This window comes from Bacillus sp. FSL K6-0042 (assembly GCF_038006685.1).
GTDB classification, from domain to species: domain Bacteria; phylum Bacillota; class Bacilli; order Bacillales; family Bacillaceae_G; genus Bacillus_A; species Bacillus_A pseudomycoides.
This window is the reverse complement of record NZ_JBBOVS010000001.1, coordinates 185282-201609: the sequence shown is the minus strand read 5'-3', so window position 1 is coordinate 201609 and position 16328 is coordinate 185282. Positions and strand designations below refer to the sequence as shown.

Annotated in this window: 16 protein-coding genes and 3 pseudogenes; 4 read left to right on the top strand and 15 right to left on the bottom strand. The window is 31.6% G+C overall.

Annotated features, from left to right (window positions below; translation table 11 throughout):
- Positions 1-312: 312 nt before the first annotated feature.
- Positions 313-1851, bottom strand: a complete 1539-nt coding sequence (locus tag MHH45_RS01075; RefSeq protein WP_340863369.1) for a thiol-activated cytolysin family protein — start codon at positions 1849-1851, stop codon at positions 313-315.
- 673 nt (positions 1852-2524) lie between these two features.
- Positions 2525-3211, bottom strand: coding sequence for an IS6 family transposase (locus tag MHH45_RS01070; RefSeq protein WP_016131757.1), 687 nt, complete (start codon positions 3209-3211; stop codon positions 2525-2527).
- Positions 3212-3701: 490 nt separating this feature from the next.
- On the opposite strand from MHH45_RS01070, the gene MHH45_RS01065 reads away from it, so the two are divergent.
- Positions 3702-4121 (top strand): PH domain-containing protein, encoded by a 420-nt coding sequence (locus tag MHH45_RS01065; RefSeq protein ID WP_088094752.1) that lies wholly within the window; start codon positions 3702-3704, stop codon positions 4119-4121.
- Between the two features lie 459 nt (positions 4122-4580).
- Here the strand turns inward: MHH45_RS01065 and MHH45_RS01060 are convergent.
- Positions 4581-4871, bottom strand: a pseudogene (locus MHH45_RS01060) (recombinase family protein); the annotation flags it as partial.
- 39 nt (positions 4872-4910) lie between these two features.
- Between MHH45_RS01060 and MHH45_RS01055 the strand changes: the two are divergent.
- Positions 4911-5180, top strand: a pseudogene (locus MHH45_RS01055) (IS6 family transposase); the annotation flags it as partial.
- A 112-nt stretch (positions 5181-5292) separates the two neighbouring features.
- A complete protein-coding gene (locus MHH45_RS01050) occupies positions 5293-5616 on the top strand; it encodes a hypothetical protein (protein ID WP_088094730.1) in 324 nt (107 codons plus the stop codon).
- A 106-nt stretch (positions 5617-5722) separates the two neighbouring features.
- Here MHH45_RS01050 and MHH45_RS01045 read toward each other — a convergent pair whose 3' ends face one another.
- The 4 genes from MHH45_RS01045 to MHH45_RS01030 all read right to left on the bottom strand — a co-directional run bounded on the left by MHH45_RS01045 (position 5723) and on the right by MHH45_RS01030 (position 8169).
- A complete protein-coding gene (locus MHH45_RS01045) occupies positions 5723-6016 on the bottom strand; it encodes a hypothetical protein (RefSeq protein ID WP_016115447.1) in 294 nt (97 codons plus the stop codon).
- Positions 6017-6021: 5 nt separating this feature from the next.
- The gene (locus MHH45_RS01040; RefSeq protein WP_016115448.1) at positions 6022-6222 is read right to left on the bottom strand and encodes a helix-turn-helix transcriptional regulator; all 201 of its coding nucleotides are present in this window, start codon (positions 6220-6222) and stop codon (positions 6022-6024) included.
- A gap of 658 nt (positions 6223-6880) precedes the next feature.
- Positions 6881-7909 carry a spore photoproduct lyase gene (gene splB / locus MHH45_RS01035; protein ID WP_016115449.1) on the bottom strand — a complete coding sequence of 343 codons (1029 nt, stop codon included), beginning with the start codon at positions 7907-7909 and terminating at the stop codon, positions 6881-6883.
- Complete coding sequence (locus MHH45_RS01030) at positions 7906-8169, bottom strand: transcriptional regulator SplA (RefSeq protein WP_016115450.1); 264 nt, start codon at positions 8167-8169, stop codon at positions 7906-7908. Before MHH45_RS01030 ends, splB begins: the two co-directional genes overlap by 4 nt.
- A 461-nt stretch (positions 8170-8630) precedes the next feature.
- Here MHH45_RS01030 and MHH45_RS01025 point away from each other — a divergent pair, with 461 nt between their 5' ends.
- Positions 8631-8807 carry a DUF4021 family protein gene (locus MHH45_RS01025; RefSeq protein ID WP_016115451.1) on the top strand — a complete coding sequence of 59 codons (177 nt, stop codon included), beginning with the start codon at positions 8631-8633 and terminating at the stop codon, positions 8805-8807.
- A 911-nt stretch (positions 8808-9718) separates the two neighbouring features.
- Here MHH45_RS01025 and MHH45_RS01020 read toward each other — a convergent pair.
- From MHH45_RS01020 to MHH45_RS00985, 8 genes and pseudogenes are all read right to left on the bottom strand, one after another.
- A pseudogene (locus tag MHH45_RS01020) lies at positions 9719-9808 on the bottom strand (RNA chaperone Hfq); the annotation flags it as partial.
- A 285-nt stretch (positions 9809-10093) separates the two neighbouring features.
- Positions 10094-10483: a VOC family protein gene (locus MHH45_RS01015; RefSeq protein WP_016115452.1), complete on the bottom strand. Its 390-nt coding sequence runs from the start codon at positions 10481-10483 to the stop codon at positions 10094-10096.
- Between the two features lie 511 nt (positions 10484-10994).
- The gene (locus tag MHH45_RS01010) at positions 10995-11159 is read right to left on the bottom strand and encodes a hypothetical protein (protein ID WP_170927968.1); all 165 of its coding nucleotides are present in this window, start codon (positions 11157-11159) and stop codon (positions 10995-10997) included.
- A 221-nt stretch (positions 11160-11380) separates the two neighbouring features.
- On the bottom strand, positions 11381-12046 hold the full coding sequence (locus MHH45_RS01005; protein WP_016115453.1) for a hypothetical protein: 666 nt from the start codon (positions 12044-12046) through the stop codon (positions 11381-11383).
- 386 nt (positions 12047-12432) lie between these two features.
- Entirely contained in the window at positions 12433-13191 is a 759-nt protein-coding gene (locus MHH45_RS01000) for an SDR family oxidoreductase (protein ID WP_016115454.1), read from the bottom strand.
- 112 nt (positions 13192-13303) lie between these two features.
- Positions 13304-14959, bottom strand: coding sequence for a putative ABC transporter permease subunit (locus MHH45_RS00995; protein ID WP_016115455.1), 1656 nt, complete (start codon positions 14957-14959; stop codon positions 13304-13306).
- Positions 14952-15677, bottom strand: coding sequence for an ABC transporter ATP-binding protein (locus MHH45_RS00990; protein ID WP_016115456.1), 726 nt, complete (start codon positions 15675-15677; stop codon positions 14952-14954). Before MHH45_RS00990 ends, MHH45_RS00995 begins: the two co-directional genes overlap by 8 nt.
- A gap of 360 nt (positions 15678-16037) precedes the next feature.
- Complete coding sequence (locus MHH45_RS00985) at positions 16038-16232, bottom strand: hypothetical protein (RefSeq protein ID WP_033671327.1); 195 nt, start codon at positions 16230-16232, stop codon at positions 16038-16040.
- Positions 16233-16328: the final 96 nt, after the last annotated feature.

Genomic DNA, 16328 nt, shown 5'->3' with positions numbered 1-16328 from the left:
AATGAAATTGAACCTAGAATATGCTAAAAATAACTTTAAATATGTCTCAAAACTCATCTCTAAATCAAAGTCTCAATTGAAATAGGCAATATTGAGTTTTGAGAATCCCTTAGCGTATAAAAAGGTTAAAATGTGCGTGCTACCCCAATATAAAAGTAAACCGCCTTTTTGGGCGTTTTTTCTTTACTTAAAATAGCATGTTGACTCTCCAATTAGATGAGTATGATATATTTAAAAAAACGCCGATATACTTGCGACCAAGTAAAAAAGCGCCCTGTAAACAGGGCGCTTCGGACATATATTAGGCTTTAATTAATGACTAATATTAGCACTTGGATATAATGTTGTTCCTCCAATTGAAACTTTCATTTCATTTGTTAATGGAACATTTTGTTCATTAATAATTGTTCTCCACCATTCCCATGCAAGACCTGTACATTCTCTTGCTACGACTTTTACATTTTTTGAATTCGGTGGAAGTGGTATGACTGTATTGAAATGAGCAGTTCTGTCTCTGCCGTTTCCTTCCCAAGTTTTATGGGTTAGTACTTCTTTTCCATTTTGATCATAAGAGAATTCATCCCAAGATACATCAAATTGAGCAACATATCCACCAGTATGATCAAGCGTCATTTTAGCACTAGAATATTCTGTAGTTGTAGTCTCAATATAATCTGTATTGTTATGAACAGCAGCAGTTGCGTTATCTTTTAAGAAAGTGCTTGTATATGAAATTGGGTATGCTGGATTTTTAGAACTTAATTCTGCATTATCTTTAATGATATTTCGGATTTCATTAAAATCTTTTGTAACAACCTTGTTATGCTCTTTTGCATCTCCGCCTAATACTACAGCGGTAAAGGTACTGTCTTCAAAAATATCTTTGTACTGTCCACTCGCTTCAACGCCTTGACCCTTAATTAAGGCTTTAAAAGCAGTTTGTACATCTTTGCTCTTAGATGATGTTTCTAATTTCACATAAACTGTTCTACCATAAGCTACATTTGACACCATAACAGGCGGAGCCGCATTACTTACCCCTTTACGAGTTAACTCATCAAAAGTAACACTATTATCAAAAAGATCTGATGGATTGTTAGGTAGTTCTGCACTTACGGTATAAAAGATTTGCTTATATGCCGCAACCATTACTTTTTTCTCTCCATTTGCAACAGCATTAAAGTCAATATTCAGTGAATTGTCAAGGTATTTAGCGTTAACATTAAGAGCACTTGCTATTTGAGATTTACTATACACCATAGATTCTGTATACTGCATTCTTGCAGGTAACGTATGTGTTTTTGAATACTTTTCATTCCAAGTAGATACTAATTCATCTACTGCTCCAGACACATTACCATATGTAGGATTTTGGACAGTAATTGTATTGTCTTTTCTCATGCCAGGTAAGTCTATACTAATATTCAAAGGTTTTCTCTTAGCCACTAATAAACTAGGTTGATTATCCGCAAAAGATTTATTTGCAAGTTGTACTGCTCCTGGATAAGTACGATTAGCCACAGAATCAATAATCGAAATATCCACTGGTGAAGTTGTAAGTGATTTTTTCTCACGTTCAACTACTACAAATTTACCATTTGAATTTGTACTTTCTTTCGGAACAAAACTCTCTACTTTATCACCATTTACTGCTAAAACCTCTTGATTATTATACTTAAGATTTGCTATACCAGTATCAATGTTAATAGCTTTTTTTGTTGCATCAGCTGAATTACTTTTAGGTGTTTCAGCGAAAGAAATAGAAGAATAATTAAAAGTGCATAAGCCAATTGATAAACATGCTAGTAATTTTATTCCTTTATTATTTTTCTGGATTTTCAAAAAACCAATCCCTTCCTTTTTTTTCGTATGATTCATGTTATCTCTTCCTTTCTTTCATCATTTCTATAAAATCACTTTTGCTATATTTATCTTAGTTTAAGTATCTTTCAATACACTTTCATAAATGTTACAAAAGTCTTTCATTAATTTTATTTATAAATGCAATAATTTTGTGATTATAGACTGTTTTCGAGACTTATTATCACATTATTAAGGTAATACAATAAAAATAATGTTACTCATAACTTTACCGAACTTATATTAGCGTAATCTTTTCCTTCCTTAGTGGTCATACCAGTTATGTTTTTATTAAATCATTAAACTTCCAATGCGTAAATAGCAGAATTTTTTCGATTATATCAAAAAAATTCAATATTGAGCATTAACGAAAATGAAAATATTATACTACAAAAATTATTGTTTGATTTTATACAAGTAACTATAACAGTTGCAACTTGATATATAAGGTTAAAAAATAACTATTTTAATCCACAAAAAATAGTTAATATAAATTAAATATTATTAATATAATTTAATCACACTCTGCATATCGATTCCCTTTATTTAGATATGCGAAATTGCATCAAGATATAGGTTTAAATATGACGCGCTCTTATAAATAACTAGGTTCTGTTGCAAAGTTTCTTAATAGATAAAAAATTGGGCTGATTACAGATGGATTTTATACAATTCTAAGTAATTGCTGTAATTCATTGTATGTTGAAAAAACGCAGTTTGGTTGCAAACTGCGTTTTCGTTTATGTATGGCATGAATCGTTTCGATTCCTTTCAAGGTACGTGAAGCATGGCGAAGACTTTGAAATCCTGCGGATTTGGCAAAACGTCGCTTTACATGTCTATGGTCTTGTTCTATGAGATTATTCAAATGCTTGATTGTGCAATGAGTTGTATGTTTATAAAAGCCTTGTTCCCTTAATTTGTTAAACGTACAAAGTAATGCTGGAGCTTTGTCTGTTGTTAGAACCGTTGGTTCTCCAAACTTTTTCACTAATCTTTTCATAAAGCCATATGCGGCCTGATGATCTCGCTTTTTACGCAGTTGAATATCTAATGTGTAACCCTCTTTATCAATCGCACGATATAGGTAACGCCATTCCCCTTTGACTTTTACAAAAGTCTCATCCAATTTCCAAGACAATTGTACGTTTTTATTTTTCTTCTTCCAAATTTGGTAGATCAAGTTGCCATATTCATGAACCCAGCGCATGATGGTTGTCGGATGAACCGAAACACCACGTTCCTTCAGGATTTCAGATACAACGCGATAGCTTAAAGAAAAACGACAATAGTAGCCGACGGCTACTAAAATAATGTCTTGTTTGAATTGTTTTCCTTTAAAATATCCCATCTGTCATTCTCCTCGTCTCATTTTTCTAGAATATAGCTTAGTTTAAAAAACTTTGCAACAGAACCGTATACTCATTTTTAAGGGTAAAAAGTTCTTTAAGATTGTTTTAATGTATTTGAACGAAAGTTCATTTTGTTTCTGTTCATAAGTTGATGGGCATGCTGCTGAACCCCTATCATAAGAGTTCTCTTTTTGATTCTAAAAATTCACACAATATTCAAATGTCATCCCTAAAAATGTTAATATCTGTTATATAATAAAAATGTCCTAGTAGTCTTAAGAAATAGTGATCCCTAGTTTTTCTGATAAGATAGTTTGTTTTGCCCTTCAGTTTACATTATCTTAAAAAGAACTTGTATTTTTTTACAAGTTCTTTTTGTTTCACTACAAAAATAAAAGTATACATTTTAAATCTATTAATAATGATATACAAAATTATGGATATTATAGCCGTTTTTCCCTATACTTAACTATAAAGGAGTGAACATGAATGAAATTTAAGATTAAACAAAATCCTATTCATATGATGATATTTCTATTAACTATTTTCATTTTTATTGCTATGCTTTTCATACAAGGCACTAATAATATTTACCTAAGTTGTATGATTTTGTTAAACATAATCAATTTTTTATTTATTTACAGATCCACTTATAAAATTACTGACAAATCATTAATTATCAAATATTATTTTACAAATACTGAAATACCTTTTGAAGATATCCAGCATATCAAATACCATGGAAAATCATTGAACTCAAAAAATTGGTCAAGACAACGATTAGAAATTATGTATGGATTATTTAATAATTTAACAGTATGTGTACCAAAAAAAGAAGAAGAATTCATTAATTTATTAACAAATAAATGCCCTAACATAAAAATAATAGACAAACCCATTAATCAATAAAAATAATGGCTTGTCTATTATTTTTATATTAAATCTAGAAAATCATGAATGTAAACTTTTTAATATTTGTTTACTTTCACTTCAAAGCGTAACACCACACATCCATCAACTTAATATTTTGAAGTACCCCCAAAAAAAAATTTCATCTCACCACAGTTATCTATAAAAATTCAGTTCATTTTTTTGTTTTAGGAAACAATTAATTTCCAATACATGTCTTAATGCGAAAATGTGATATTTCGTGACCTTACCCTCCATATGCAATATTTCATATGATATAAGCTAGTTTTATTGCTATAATGGAATAGGTAAACTCTACAGCATTTTTCGATGTACGGAAAAGCTAATGAAAATGAAAGTTTCAGTAGGTAAAAAGGGAAAAGAATGTTTATCATTCTTTTCCCTCTTTGTCTTTTCGTGCACCTCACATATCTATCGTAAGGGAGTACTTGTATACGATTATTTACTACATTCCTTTTCTTCATATCTCTTTACAACCCGATAAAATGTCGGACTTGTCATATTACATCTTCTCATCGCTTCTAATGCTGAAATGTCACCTTTTTTCCACTCCTCATAAGCAACAATAAATTCATCTGTAATTTTTGTTTTAGGTCTTCCTAAATGTTTTCCTTGTTTTTTGGCTAACTCAATTCCTTCACGTTGACGAGTTTTTATCTTTGTTCGTTCTTCTTCAGCAAGCCAGGACAAAATTTGTAACACAAGATCGGTAATAAAGTTTTCTAAACTAAGCTGCACTTTCGGAAAAGAAAACGAGGAGAATCACAGATGAGATATTTTAAAGGAAAACAATTCAAAAAAGATATTATTTTAGTAGCTGTCGGCTACTACTGCCGTTTTTCTCTAAGCTATCGTGATGTATCTGAAATCTTAAAAGAACGTGGTGTTTCAGTTCATCCTACAACCATCATGCGCTGGGTTCATGAATATGGTAACTTGATCTATCAAATATGGAAGAAGAAAAAGAAGCACGTACACTTATCTTGGAAACTAGATGAAACCTATATAAAAGTCAAAGGAAAATGGTTACGTTGTTATTAATGATAAAGGAGATGTTGTGACAGTTGTTCCTGCAAAGAAAAAACAATAAAAACTATTGTATTCTAGCATTATAACTATAACATTTTGGTGCAGAAAGTAGGTTGGAAAATTGGATATTAAATATGATAAATATGAGTTATTAGAAATATTTGAGAGTGAACCTGAAGATTTTATTATTCCTGGTGCTGCAGTATATAAATATAGTAAAGTGGATGATTTAGGATTTGAGTTAGTAATGATTATGTCAGTCTATGAAAATACTGTTAATTTAAAAATGCTCTATAAAGACAGACGTATATTTGATACTAATATGGAGTCTGTAGAACAAGTCTATTCTTATAATGATACGCTTCATATTCAATGTACAGAAGAAAAAAAGGCAATTGAAGTGAGATTCAAGCCTCACTTTGCAATTAATATTAGAGAATTCTAATCACAAAACCGTAGGACTTATCAATTCCTACGGTTTTTATTATTGAATATTTTTCCAAAGTGGTCCCTCATACCCTGAATCGTTTCCGTACCCCTATTACGATTTATTAGTAATTTTTCCTGTTTCTGTTGATAAATATAAAAACACTGCCTAGCACACTTAATGAAAGAACAAAATATAACAATAAATCAGGTAGAAATTCTGAAGAAACAATATCTATCGATTGAAAAACAATAATGGCAATGATACCTAAATATAGGATGTTGTACAACACATTATTTGTTTTATATTGAATTTCTCTCCCTCTTTCGTCGTTTCCTTCATCACTTGATTGAAATTTTATTACATACATCTGACTGATGAATAATAAAACAAATAAGAAAATTTTTAACCACAACATATGTATCACTCCTCCTGATAATCGAACACGTCAGTTATTGGCTTTTCAAATGCATTTGCGATTTTAATGGCAAGAATTAGAGAAGGGTTATATTTATTCTTTTCAAGAGTAGCGATAGTTTGTCGACTAACACCCACCCTTTTTGCCAGTTCTTCTTGAGTCCAACCTTTTTCTGCTCGACAAACTACAATTTTATTATGTAACAATAGCAACACCTCTTGAAAAGATTGTAATTTATTTCTTACAATTCGTAAAGTATTTTTGACAAAATATTTTTTACAATTAAAAATACGCACAAAAAATATACCTTTATACAAAGGGGCAAAGCTTCGCATCTTTTTTATAAACATCGCAACTTTATTTTAAATCCACAACACCCCTTTTAAGGGGGCCTTTGTTCCATCCGTAAAAGTATACTTTTATAGACATATCAAGTGTTCTTTACGTCTTTGAATACGTAGTAATGAAAAATGAACCAAAAGGTGTACCTTTACGAACGAAAAAAGCTCCTTCCACGATTGGTGAAAGGAGTTGTCATATTTTGAAAGGGTATTTTAATTTTAATATATATGGTAAAAAACTTGTATTGATAAAGTATACCTTTAGGAACAAAATAAAAAGAAGAATCAATATTGATTCTTCTTCTTAAAGTTTTTTATGTTACGATATGGGATATATAGGTGAAATAAGGTTCAATTAACAATTAGAGCATTATTGTTAAATTTATGGATAAAAAAGGGTTACCCAAATGTTTGTTTCACTGACTTTTAGATCGTACCCTTTTACATTTAAAATGTAATTTTGAGCCCTATAATGCGTTTTATTTCAAATTCCTATATTTAGTTGTAGTAAGTTGTTATCCTTCTACGTGAAATATTCTAATTTTGCATTTGGAAAAAACTTCTTCATATAGGCATACAGATAAGTTTTTAGATCCTCTTCTTCTTCTTTTTGGTAAATATATTTTCCAATTCCATATTTCCCCCATTTATATCTTCTTTTCTCTTCATCTAATTCTAATTTTGTCATGGGATAGTTTTTTTCAATCACTCTCTTAGCAGGCTTTGTAAAACGATGTTGAATAAATTCAAACGTGATATCATCCCGTGCATCAAGGGGTAATTCGGCATCAAGACGTTCAAACATATGATAGTATCCATCCTGCCAACCTTCATGAAGATAAATTGGAGCTACAATGAATCCGAGTGGATACCCTGCTCTTGCTACTTTTCCTGCTGCCTCAATCCGTTTAGCTAGGGGAGAGGTACCTGGCTCAAAATTTTTAATAACATAATCAGCATTTACACTAAACCGAAATCTTGTTTTTCCGTTATGTTTTGCATCAAGTAAATGATCAACATGATGAAATTTCGTAACAAATCTTAGTTTTCCATAATCGGACTTTCCGAAATGTTCAATTGCACGCTTAAGGGTATGAGTTAAATGATCAATCCCTACAATATCGGATGTACAGGAGGCTTCAAACCTTGTCAGTTCAGGTGCACGTGTTTCTATATATTTGTCGGCAGCTTCTAGAATTTCGTCGACATTTACATAGGTGCGGATATAAGGCTTACTTCCCATCGTTGTTTGTAGATAGCAATAATGACAATGCCCCATACAGCCTGTTGCGAAGGGAATAGCATACTCTGCTGAAGGCTTTGATGTATCAAACTTTAGTGTTTTTCTAATACCGACGACAAGAGTAGATTTTGCTACACGGTACTTTTGAAAATCGTTTTCTCCTGGAAGATCTCTCACTTGATTATGGGAAGTGGTATATCGAATCTCGACATCCATATTTGCAAATTTTTCTTGAAGCTCTCTTCCTAATGGATAATCTAATGCTTTGGGTTCAAAGTATACAAGCTTGGGTATAAATGGACTATTCATTCTAATATCCCCTCTGAAGCATCTCCATAATAGTAATTGTAGGCTTGGTTTGCCTCTTCTTCTGAAGAATAAACAGCCATCTCATTTGATAGTGGATAATAAGTTTCATAAAGAAATAAAGCTAATTCATTTGGATTCACAGGGTTATTTACAACTGCTGCTGCTTGTATATTTGCAACATCCTGGGTGTGGGGATTTCGGTAAAAAACATAGACAATATCTCCAGCATTATAAGTTTTACTTTCGTTAGAAAATTCCATTTCATCACCTTTTCTTTTTATAAAATCTACAGAAAAAAGTTATTCATTACTAAAATTTTGTCTTTAGTGCGTAAATTTATGTTTTCTTTATTATGGAAAAGTTAAATGTACTAATAATATTTTTTAAAAACTAATCAGTACAAATAGTTTTCTAACAATTTAATAGGACTTCGCATATTGATTCGAATCACTTGCTCCGCCATAGAAGATAGGGTACAAGGTATATTATTTTCTAACCACCAAGAGATAACACCAATATAAGCTGCATAAATATAACTTACTATTATTTCCTAAATCATCTCACATATTTTCTAGAAAGGATGACATACTATGTATGTGCTATTACATTAATAGTTCAATTTATTGTTCATTCAATTGGCAGATAATACATGTGTTTATCTTCCAAATTCTTTTCATAAGCTTTTTATTTTTTAAAACTTTAGTGTTTGGAGGTTATAAAAATGAATTTTCCATATTCTAAAAAAGAAGAGAATAGCAATTCTAAAAACTTAAAATCTAATACTTTACAAACCGGTCTTCAACCAGTGGAGCAAGCAATGAATGGATTGTACGGAATGCCAGAAACTGATATTGAAGACAAAGAACATCAAGAAAACGGAAGCTTGAAGAATACTTAGCATTTCAATATTAATTTTATTTTGAATACATATTTCTTTTCCAATAAAAAATCAAGGGGAATCAAAATTCCCTTGGTTTTTTCAATTGTATTATGTTATGAAGCTTTAGGATTTTGCTCACACAAATGATCTGCATATCAAAGATGAATTGATGTGCTGAGCAAGTCCCTTTAGCATTATGAAGGGACTTTTTTAAGTTTATACATACTTGAGGTTCCGCCACATCAACATCAAGTTAAAAAATTGGTTATTTTGAGAAGTTAGCTCATTTTTTTGTTTTGGGGGTGTTTACTTTTCTTAAGTTGATTGGCATGGGCTGAATCCTTATCATAAGAGTTCTCTTTTTGATTTTAAAAATTCACACAATATTCAAATATCATCCCTAAAAATGTTAATATCTGTTATATAATAAAGGTGTCCTAGTAGTCTTAAGACATAGTGATCCCTAGTTTTTCTGATAAGATAGTTTGTTTTGCCCTTCAGTTTACATTATCTTAAAAAGAACTTGTATTTTTTACAAGTTCTTTTTGTTTCACTACAAAAATGAAAGTAAACTTTGAAATAAAAGTTTACTTTCGGTTTTTAAACATTTATAACTAATTTTGTAATAAATTTCTCAATATAGATATAGCTGCTATATATAGTTTTTATATCAAAAATTTTAAAAAATATAATATTATAAGAATTAAGATGGTTTTTGCCTTTTTTTCTCCTTGTGCTAAAGATAAGATCGTGTTCCCCAATCTTATCTTTTTATTTGTAGATTTTTGATACCAAAAAAGGAATCCTTATAATATAATAAGGATTCTGCAACAGGAAATAACAAAAATGTAAATAATAAAAAGAATTACTTATATTATATTACATATAGTATATAATATTGGGAAATTTCCACATAAATCCAGTATGCATTATGTAGAAATTGTAGAAATGGCTTGTTTATAGACCAATTGTTGCTTGCCATGAACCAGCATAAGGACAGAAAATCTATCTATTGCAATTGAATTCATCTCAAGAAATTAACTGGCGGCCCCTCATACCCAGAATCGTTTCCGTACCACATCCATCAACTTAAGAATTTTATAACGCTCCCCAAAACAAAAAATTGTACATTTTCACCTGGAGATGCCAATTTTCTCGTTTTGGGTATTTGCCTTTCTTAGCTTGATAGCGATGGGGTGCTACCCCTAGTAAGAGTTTCTTATATAAAAATCCCTACAAATGTTGTAGGGATTTATGTCTGAGCAAGTTTGTTACATTCTATTAAATATTAAAAAAAGCTTGTTTTATCCAACTGCATTCATGAGTACAATTCTCCAACCATCCGGATCTTCTATCGTCGTTCCCTTCTCTATCCAATACGGATTTTCCAGCTCAACTTCATGATAGCCCATTTTATTTAACCGATTCGTTATTTTTTCAATTTCATCTTTATTAGGCATATAAAAAACTAGTAAATTATCTTTTGTCGGCGCAGGACATGGACTTCCATTAACATGCCTTGTGAACTCTAAATGATACTCTTCATCAGGTAATCCAAACATGACCCCGTCGTATCCTTCATGATTTTGAAACTCCCCTATACGGTTTAAACCCAATCCTGTTTCATAAAAACCTATAACTTCTTCAAATTTATCTGTTGGTCTTGCAAATCTAAACTGAACCCAATTCTTCATGCAATTCCCTCCTTTTAAATTTAAAAAGCCTTACAATAGCTATTATATGTTAGAGATATCCAGATTAAAATCCATCATTCAGGGGAGAGCTATTTAAGATGAAAGACGTATAAATTAATAAACAGTAGGACTTTGGTATGAATTTTATTGGAATTTGATTATATGAATATGGACTTAAAGGTATAGATTAACTCGCTACAATTTTCTTTTTTTGATGTGGTGCCCCATACCCATCAAAAAAAGAAAAATAAACGCCTCCCAAACGAGAAAATGAGCTGACTTTTTAAAGTAACTACCTGCAGAGAAAGAAAATTTTCATTTAGGGGGTATATTAAAACCTTAGCTTTATGGCGATGTGACGGCACCTCATATAGTCGTTTGACAACTTTACATATTTAAATAATTTTCGTTAGCGGAAGTTATTTAAGATTCTAACTTTTTCTTTCTTGTATGTAATTCAGTAATATATCTCGCTCTTTTTCAAATAGCATTTTAAGTTTACATAATATAATTATGGTTTATTATATTGTTTATCTAAATAGCACGTTCGCTCTTCACTTGTTAAAAACTGAAACCATCTCTGCCTAAACTTAATTCGCGCTGCATCTGCGTATACATGTGCTTCTATTCTCAAAGCTTCCGGAATTGGTCTTGGTTGTTGACTTTCTACTACCACTTAATCTTCTTGAAGAACTTTCAAACTATACCGGCTAAAATATGTAGGAACGGAATTTTTCCCGCAAAATTTCTACCTGCTAATCCAAAATTTATTGTTTCTTCTTCATCGTATGTACATTTATAGTGTGAAAATTCAAACTTTAATAGACACAAATAAAAGAAGAAACCTATATTGTTTCTCCTTTTCCATAAAATATTCTATTTTATAACCAAATTATATTATGAGAGTTTGTTTAATAGTTGATTCAAATCTTGCTTTGTTTTCGTCGCTAATGATTTTATTCGTTTCACATCTATTTTTTCTTTTTCAGCTGCAACAATTAAAGGATACATGCTTTGTCCAATTGTTTTATAATCAGTTGGATGAGTCGCTTCTAACTCTTTTTCGATTACATCCCATTTTTCATTTATTTGCTTCCCTAGTTTATTCACTGTATCTAACTTAGGGTTTGCAGCTAATTGTTTATCCAAACTGTCAATAAGTTGCGCAACTGCTTTCACATTCGTTTTCACAGCCACGCCTTTATTTGTATCCTTATTTGTATCTTTCGTTGCAGTTTTTCCATTAGTAGCCTGGTCTGTTGTTTTTGTACTTGTTTCTTTTTCTTTCGTTTTCTCATTTGTTGTTTTCGCACTACTCTCAGTTCCAGATGATTCTTTGGAATTCTTTTGATCTTTCTCTGTTTTTTCGTTAGTAGATGTGTTTGTTTCTTTCTCATCGTTTTTCATTGTAGATGTTTCATCAGCATTCGTTGTTTTCGCTTCTTCCTGCGCGTTCGTTTGTTCCTTTTTCACTTGATCTTTTTCTGTGGAGGTATTACAAGCTGTAATGGAGAGCATTGTACCAATTGCTAGTGATGCAATTGTTATTTTTTTCATTTTCATAAAAAGCCTCCTATATTTACATTTTTATCCTCCCCTTTACGATTCTATTTATCCATAAAAATCCCTTTTTGTTCTAACCATCATCTTTCCGACAGGAATCTTCATATTTATACGACACTTAACTATGAATCTAATTTTAAAATCCGCGTTTTTTCTACTCTATATAACATGCTTTATACGATACTTTCTCCAATAAAAATCGGAGGATGTATTGACCTATAAAGAACCACAAAAAATAACCCATATATTTACAATTGTGTTTTCACTATCAGAAGTCCCCATTTTCTGACAATACATTTATTTTACACAGAAAATAAATTCATAAAATATTTCTCACTTCGTATTATTTCTCAATATTTTTGTTTACATAATATAATTATAGATTATTAATAAAATCCACCATTCGAATGAATGACCTGTCCTGTTATCCATTTTGCTTCTTCACTTACTAAAAACGGTATTAAACGTGCTACATCCACCGACTCTCCTATTCTTCCAGCAGGAAATCTGGTTACTAAATGTTGTTGCATTTCTTCTGTCATCCACCCTGTATTGGTTGGTCCTGGATCAACAGCGTTTACAGTAATCCCCTTCTTCATTGCAACTGGTGCTACTGAAGTAGTAAAAGCTTCAATCGCTCCTTTCGTTGCTATATAAGCAAGTTCATTCGGCATTGGTCCAAGCGATTGTCCAGAGGTAAGATTGACAATACTTCCACTCGTTTCAAACGTATAATTTTTAATAAATAATGTACTTAATAGCATCGTAGCGCGCACATTTACCGTATAATGTCTATCTAACTGTTCTACATCTAACCCTTCAACATTTGTATCTGTAGAATACGCAGCATTGTTAATCAGAATAGACGGTTCTCCTAATCGTTCTGATACCATATATAATAAACGGTTAGGGGAATAAGACTGCGCTAAATTCACCTCAGCCATTTCACAGAGAACGCCATAATTTTCAATTTCTCTTTTCAATAAAAATGGTTCTTCATCATTCATACTCCATGGCATTGCCTTATCATACCTAGGCCAGTACGTGAAAAAAATATCAATGCCATTTTGAGCAAGTGCCTTACAAATCGCTGCCCCAATTCCATTTAAACGTGTCGCTCCTGTAACAATTGCTATTTTCGTCACTTGTTTCTCCCCCTATTTTGCAAAGTAAAATATACCTTCTAGTAAATTAGAATCATGCGTAATATTCCTTACAAATAAATCCCCTGCATGAATACAGAGGATTTATCGTTTTTTATTTAATATTTGCTAGAATGCGCTCTGCTCCTAATTGTAAACTGCGTGTTACTATTACATTTATAATAGTAAATACGATTAATAGAATGCTAAACATTCCCCACATACCGATTCCAAAGAAGTAGTATAATCCAACAACCCCGCCTACGATTACTAGATCCATCGCAATATTTGCAAGGAAATTCCACAGAGTTGTATACCTGCTTTTAAACAACTTCTGCTCTGAATCCCAATGTATATCCGCCGTTTGAGCGTCCCAACGTGTACCGATTAAATTCGTTAACCAAAGGCCATTTGCACTTAGTAAAAACCATAACAACATAAAGAGTGGTGAAACACCGGCAACAATTGTCATGATAAGACCAAACACAGCTAAAATTGTTATATTTATAAGCCATGCTGTAAAGACTTTTGCAAAAAATATATCTGCTGCCTTTACTGGTAAATAACGATTAACAAACCACGAGCTTCCATCCCTTGAAAAAGACGTTGTAGCAATGACATTACTTCCCATTAAGAATAGTCCTGCACAAAAACCTATGCCAAGAGCTAGACCAGACCATTCTGGCTCTTTTATAAATTTTGTTAACCACTTTAAGTTTCCCTCTTGTACGAAAAGAATAAAGAATAACATAATTGGCATCACGAAAGTTTGCACAATACAATTTATAAAAAATTGTGGTGTTCGGAATAAAATTTTGAACTCTTTTTTTACATAAGCCTTTATATGTGAACTTTGTACAGTCGATTTTTTTAAGTTCTCTGCTGAGATAGCCTCTTTTTTTGCAGTACTCGTCGAAAGTCCGATAACTCCTTTTAAATATGTACGCTGCGCAACATAGAAGAACAACCCAAAAAACGCTAAGGAAATCGCTGCAAAAATCACAACGTATATAATTCCTTTCCAAGAGGCATTTTCTATTAATCCCATTGCACCAAAGTATGTTGTTGGAAAATAATTTGTCATTTGAACGAACAGAGACGATTGGTTATCAGCAAAGTAATTTGCAACCATATCCCCTGATACTGCACTTTTGTTTCTCCACTGAATAAATACATTAATACCTACGACGAATAATAGAGTTAATATTCCGATAAATATATTACTGCGATCTTTATTCTTGGCTATATTTGTATAACGCATAATAACTGTCATTAAGAGTGATGCGAGTACTAATGGAATAACAGGGAAAAATATGTAAATTAATAGTGCATATACATAGTATGTAATAAATGCACCACTTTGCAAACCGTAAACAATAAAGAGTGGAAATAAAATAAAAGATCCCATTACATATTGTGTAATTAATACCGTAATGAATTTCGCCGTAATAATTTGTGATGGTTGTAGTGGTAAAGGTAATAGGGTTTCAACATCATTATTATAATAAAATACAGTTAAAATATTCGTAATACTAATTACAAATACCCATATGCTCGCAACAGCTAATCCCATTCCGATTATCGATGTTTCCTGACCAATTGATTTCATTCCAACATACATTCCATATGTAAGTGGACCAATAAATATAAATCCAGCAAATAGTAGGGCTAAAAATGAAAATGCATACGCCCACCTTTTCTTTTTATCCGTTATAATTTCTGCATAATTTAATTTCAATAATACTTTTGTTAATGTCCAAATTTTATTCATTTCCAGTCATCTCCAAGAACATTTTCTCAAGTGATTCATTGGATTTAAAATGATCTCTCATTTCATTTAAATTTCCTTGGAACTGCAAATTCCCCTTATTAATGATAGCTACGCGATCGCATAATTTCTCAGCTACTTCTAATACGTGTGTAGAGAAAAACACCGTTTTCCCTTTATCTGCATGCTCTCTCATCATCTGTTTTAAAATATATGCTGATTTGGGATCCAGTCCTGTCATCGGTTCATCTAAAATCCATACATCTGGATCATGAAGAAGAACACCGATAATAATAATTTTCTGTCTCATTCCGTGTGAATAGCTCTGAATTTGGTCAGACAAGGCATTATAAAGATCAAATCTCTCTGCTAAAAATTGAATTTTTTCCTGTCTAATTGCATTCGGCACCTCATACATATCAGCCATAAAATTCAAATACTCTATCCCTTTTAATCGCAGAAACATATCTGGACTATCCGGAACATAACCAAATGTTTTCTTTGCCTCCATAGGCTCTTTCATCACATCTTTTCCGTTGATCGAAATTGTTCCTTTATCTATTGCATGAATACCTGTTACCATCTTAATTGTTGTTGATTTCCCAGCACCGTTCGGCCCTAAAAATCCAAAAATTTCTCCACTAGGTACTGTTAAACTTAAATCTTTCACAGCATAGGAAGAACCATTATAACTTTTTGATACATTTACAATCTCAATCATTTTATCCAATCCTTTCCTCATTTACCAATAAACTACATCCCTATTATAGCATATTTTTATTTTTAGATTTTTGTATTTTTTTAGATTAAATATACTCTCACAAAATCTTTTTATAACTTATCTGTGCATTCAGAAAAAGGAATTCACTATTATTCCTATAGTAAGTATATATATTCATTTTGATTTTCCGACATGTAAATCACGGCTATGAAAATAAAAAGGAATCCCCACTCATTTTCTCCATTTGGTTTCACATGGCATGGGGCTAAAAAGACACTGACCGCTTCTATGCAAAGGCGGACGCTCTCTCCCACCTAAAAGGAAAGTTTTATATCGATGTTTCAATCTATATATAGTTCCTTAACCATTAAAATATATATATAAACCTAGACCAACAATTAAAACAACTGCTAACAAAAGGTAAATCATTGTAAGCCTTGTAATATTCCCTTTCGTTGATTTACTATAATTTTCATCTCCATTTTTCCCGACTACTATTGTTCCAACAACAATTACTGCCACAATCAATAAAACAATTAACATCCACTTAATCATGTGTTCCATTTCCCCCTTCCTCTTGCAACTATTTTATAATATTTTTACTATTTATAACTTTTAAATATTAACATTTTTCTGAACTTTAATTATATA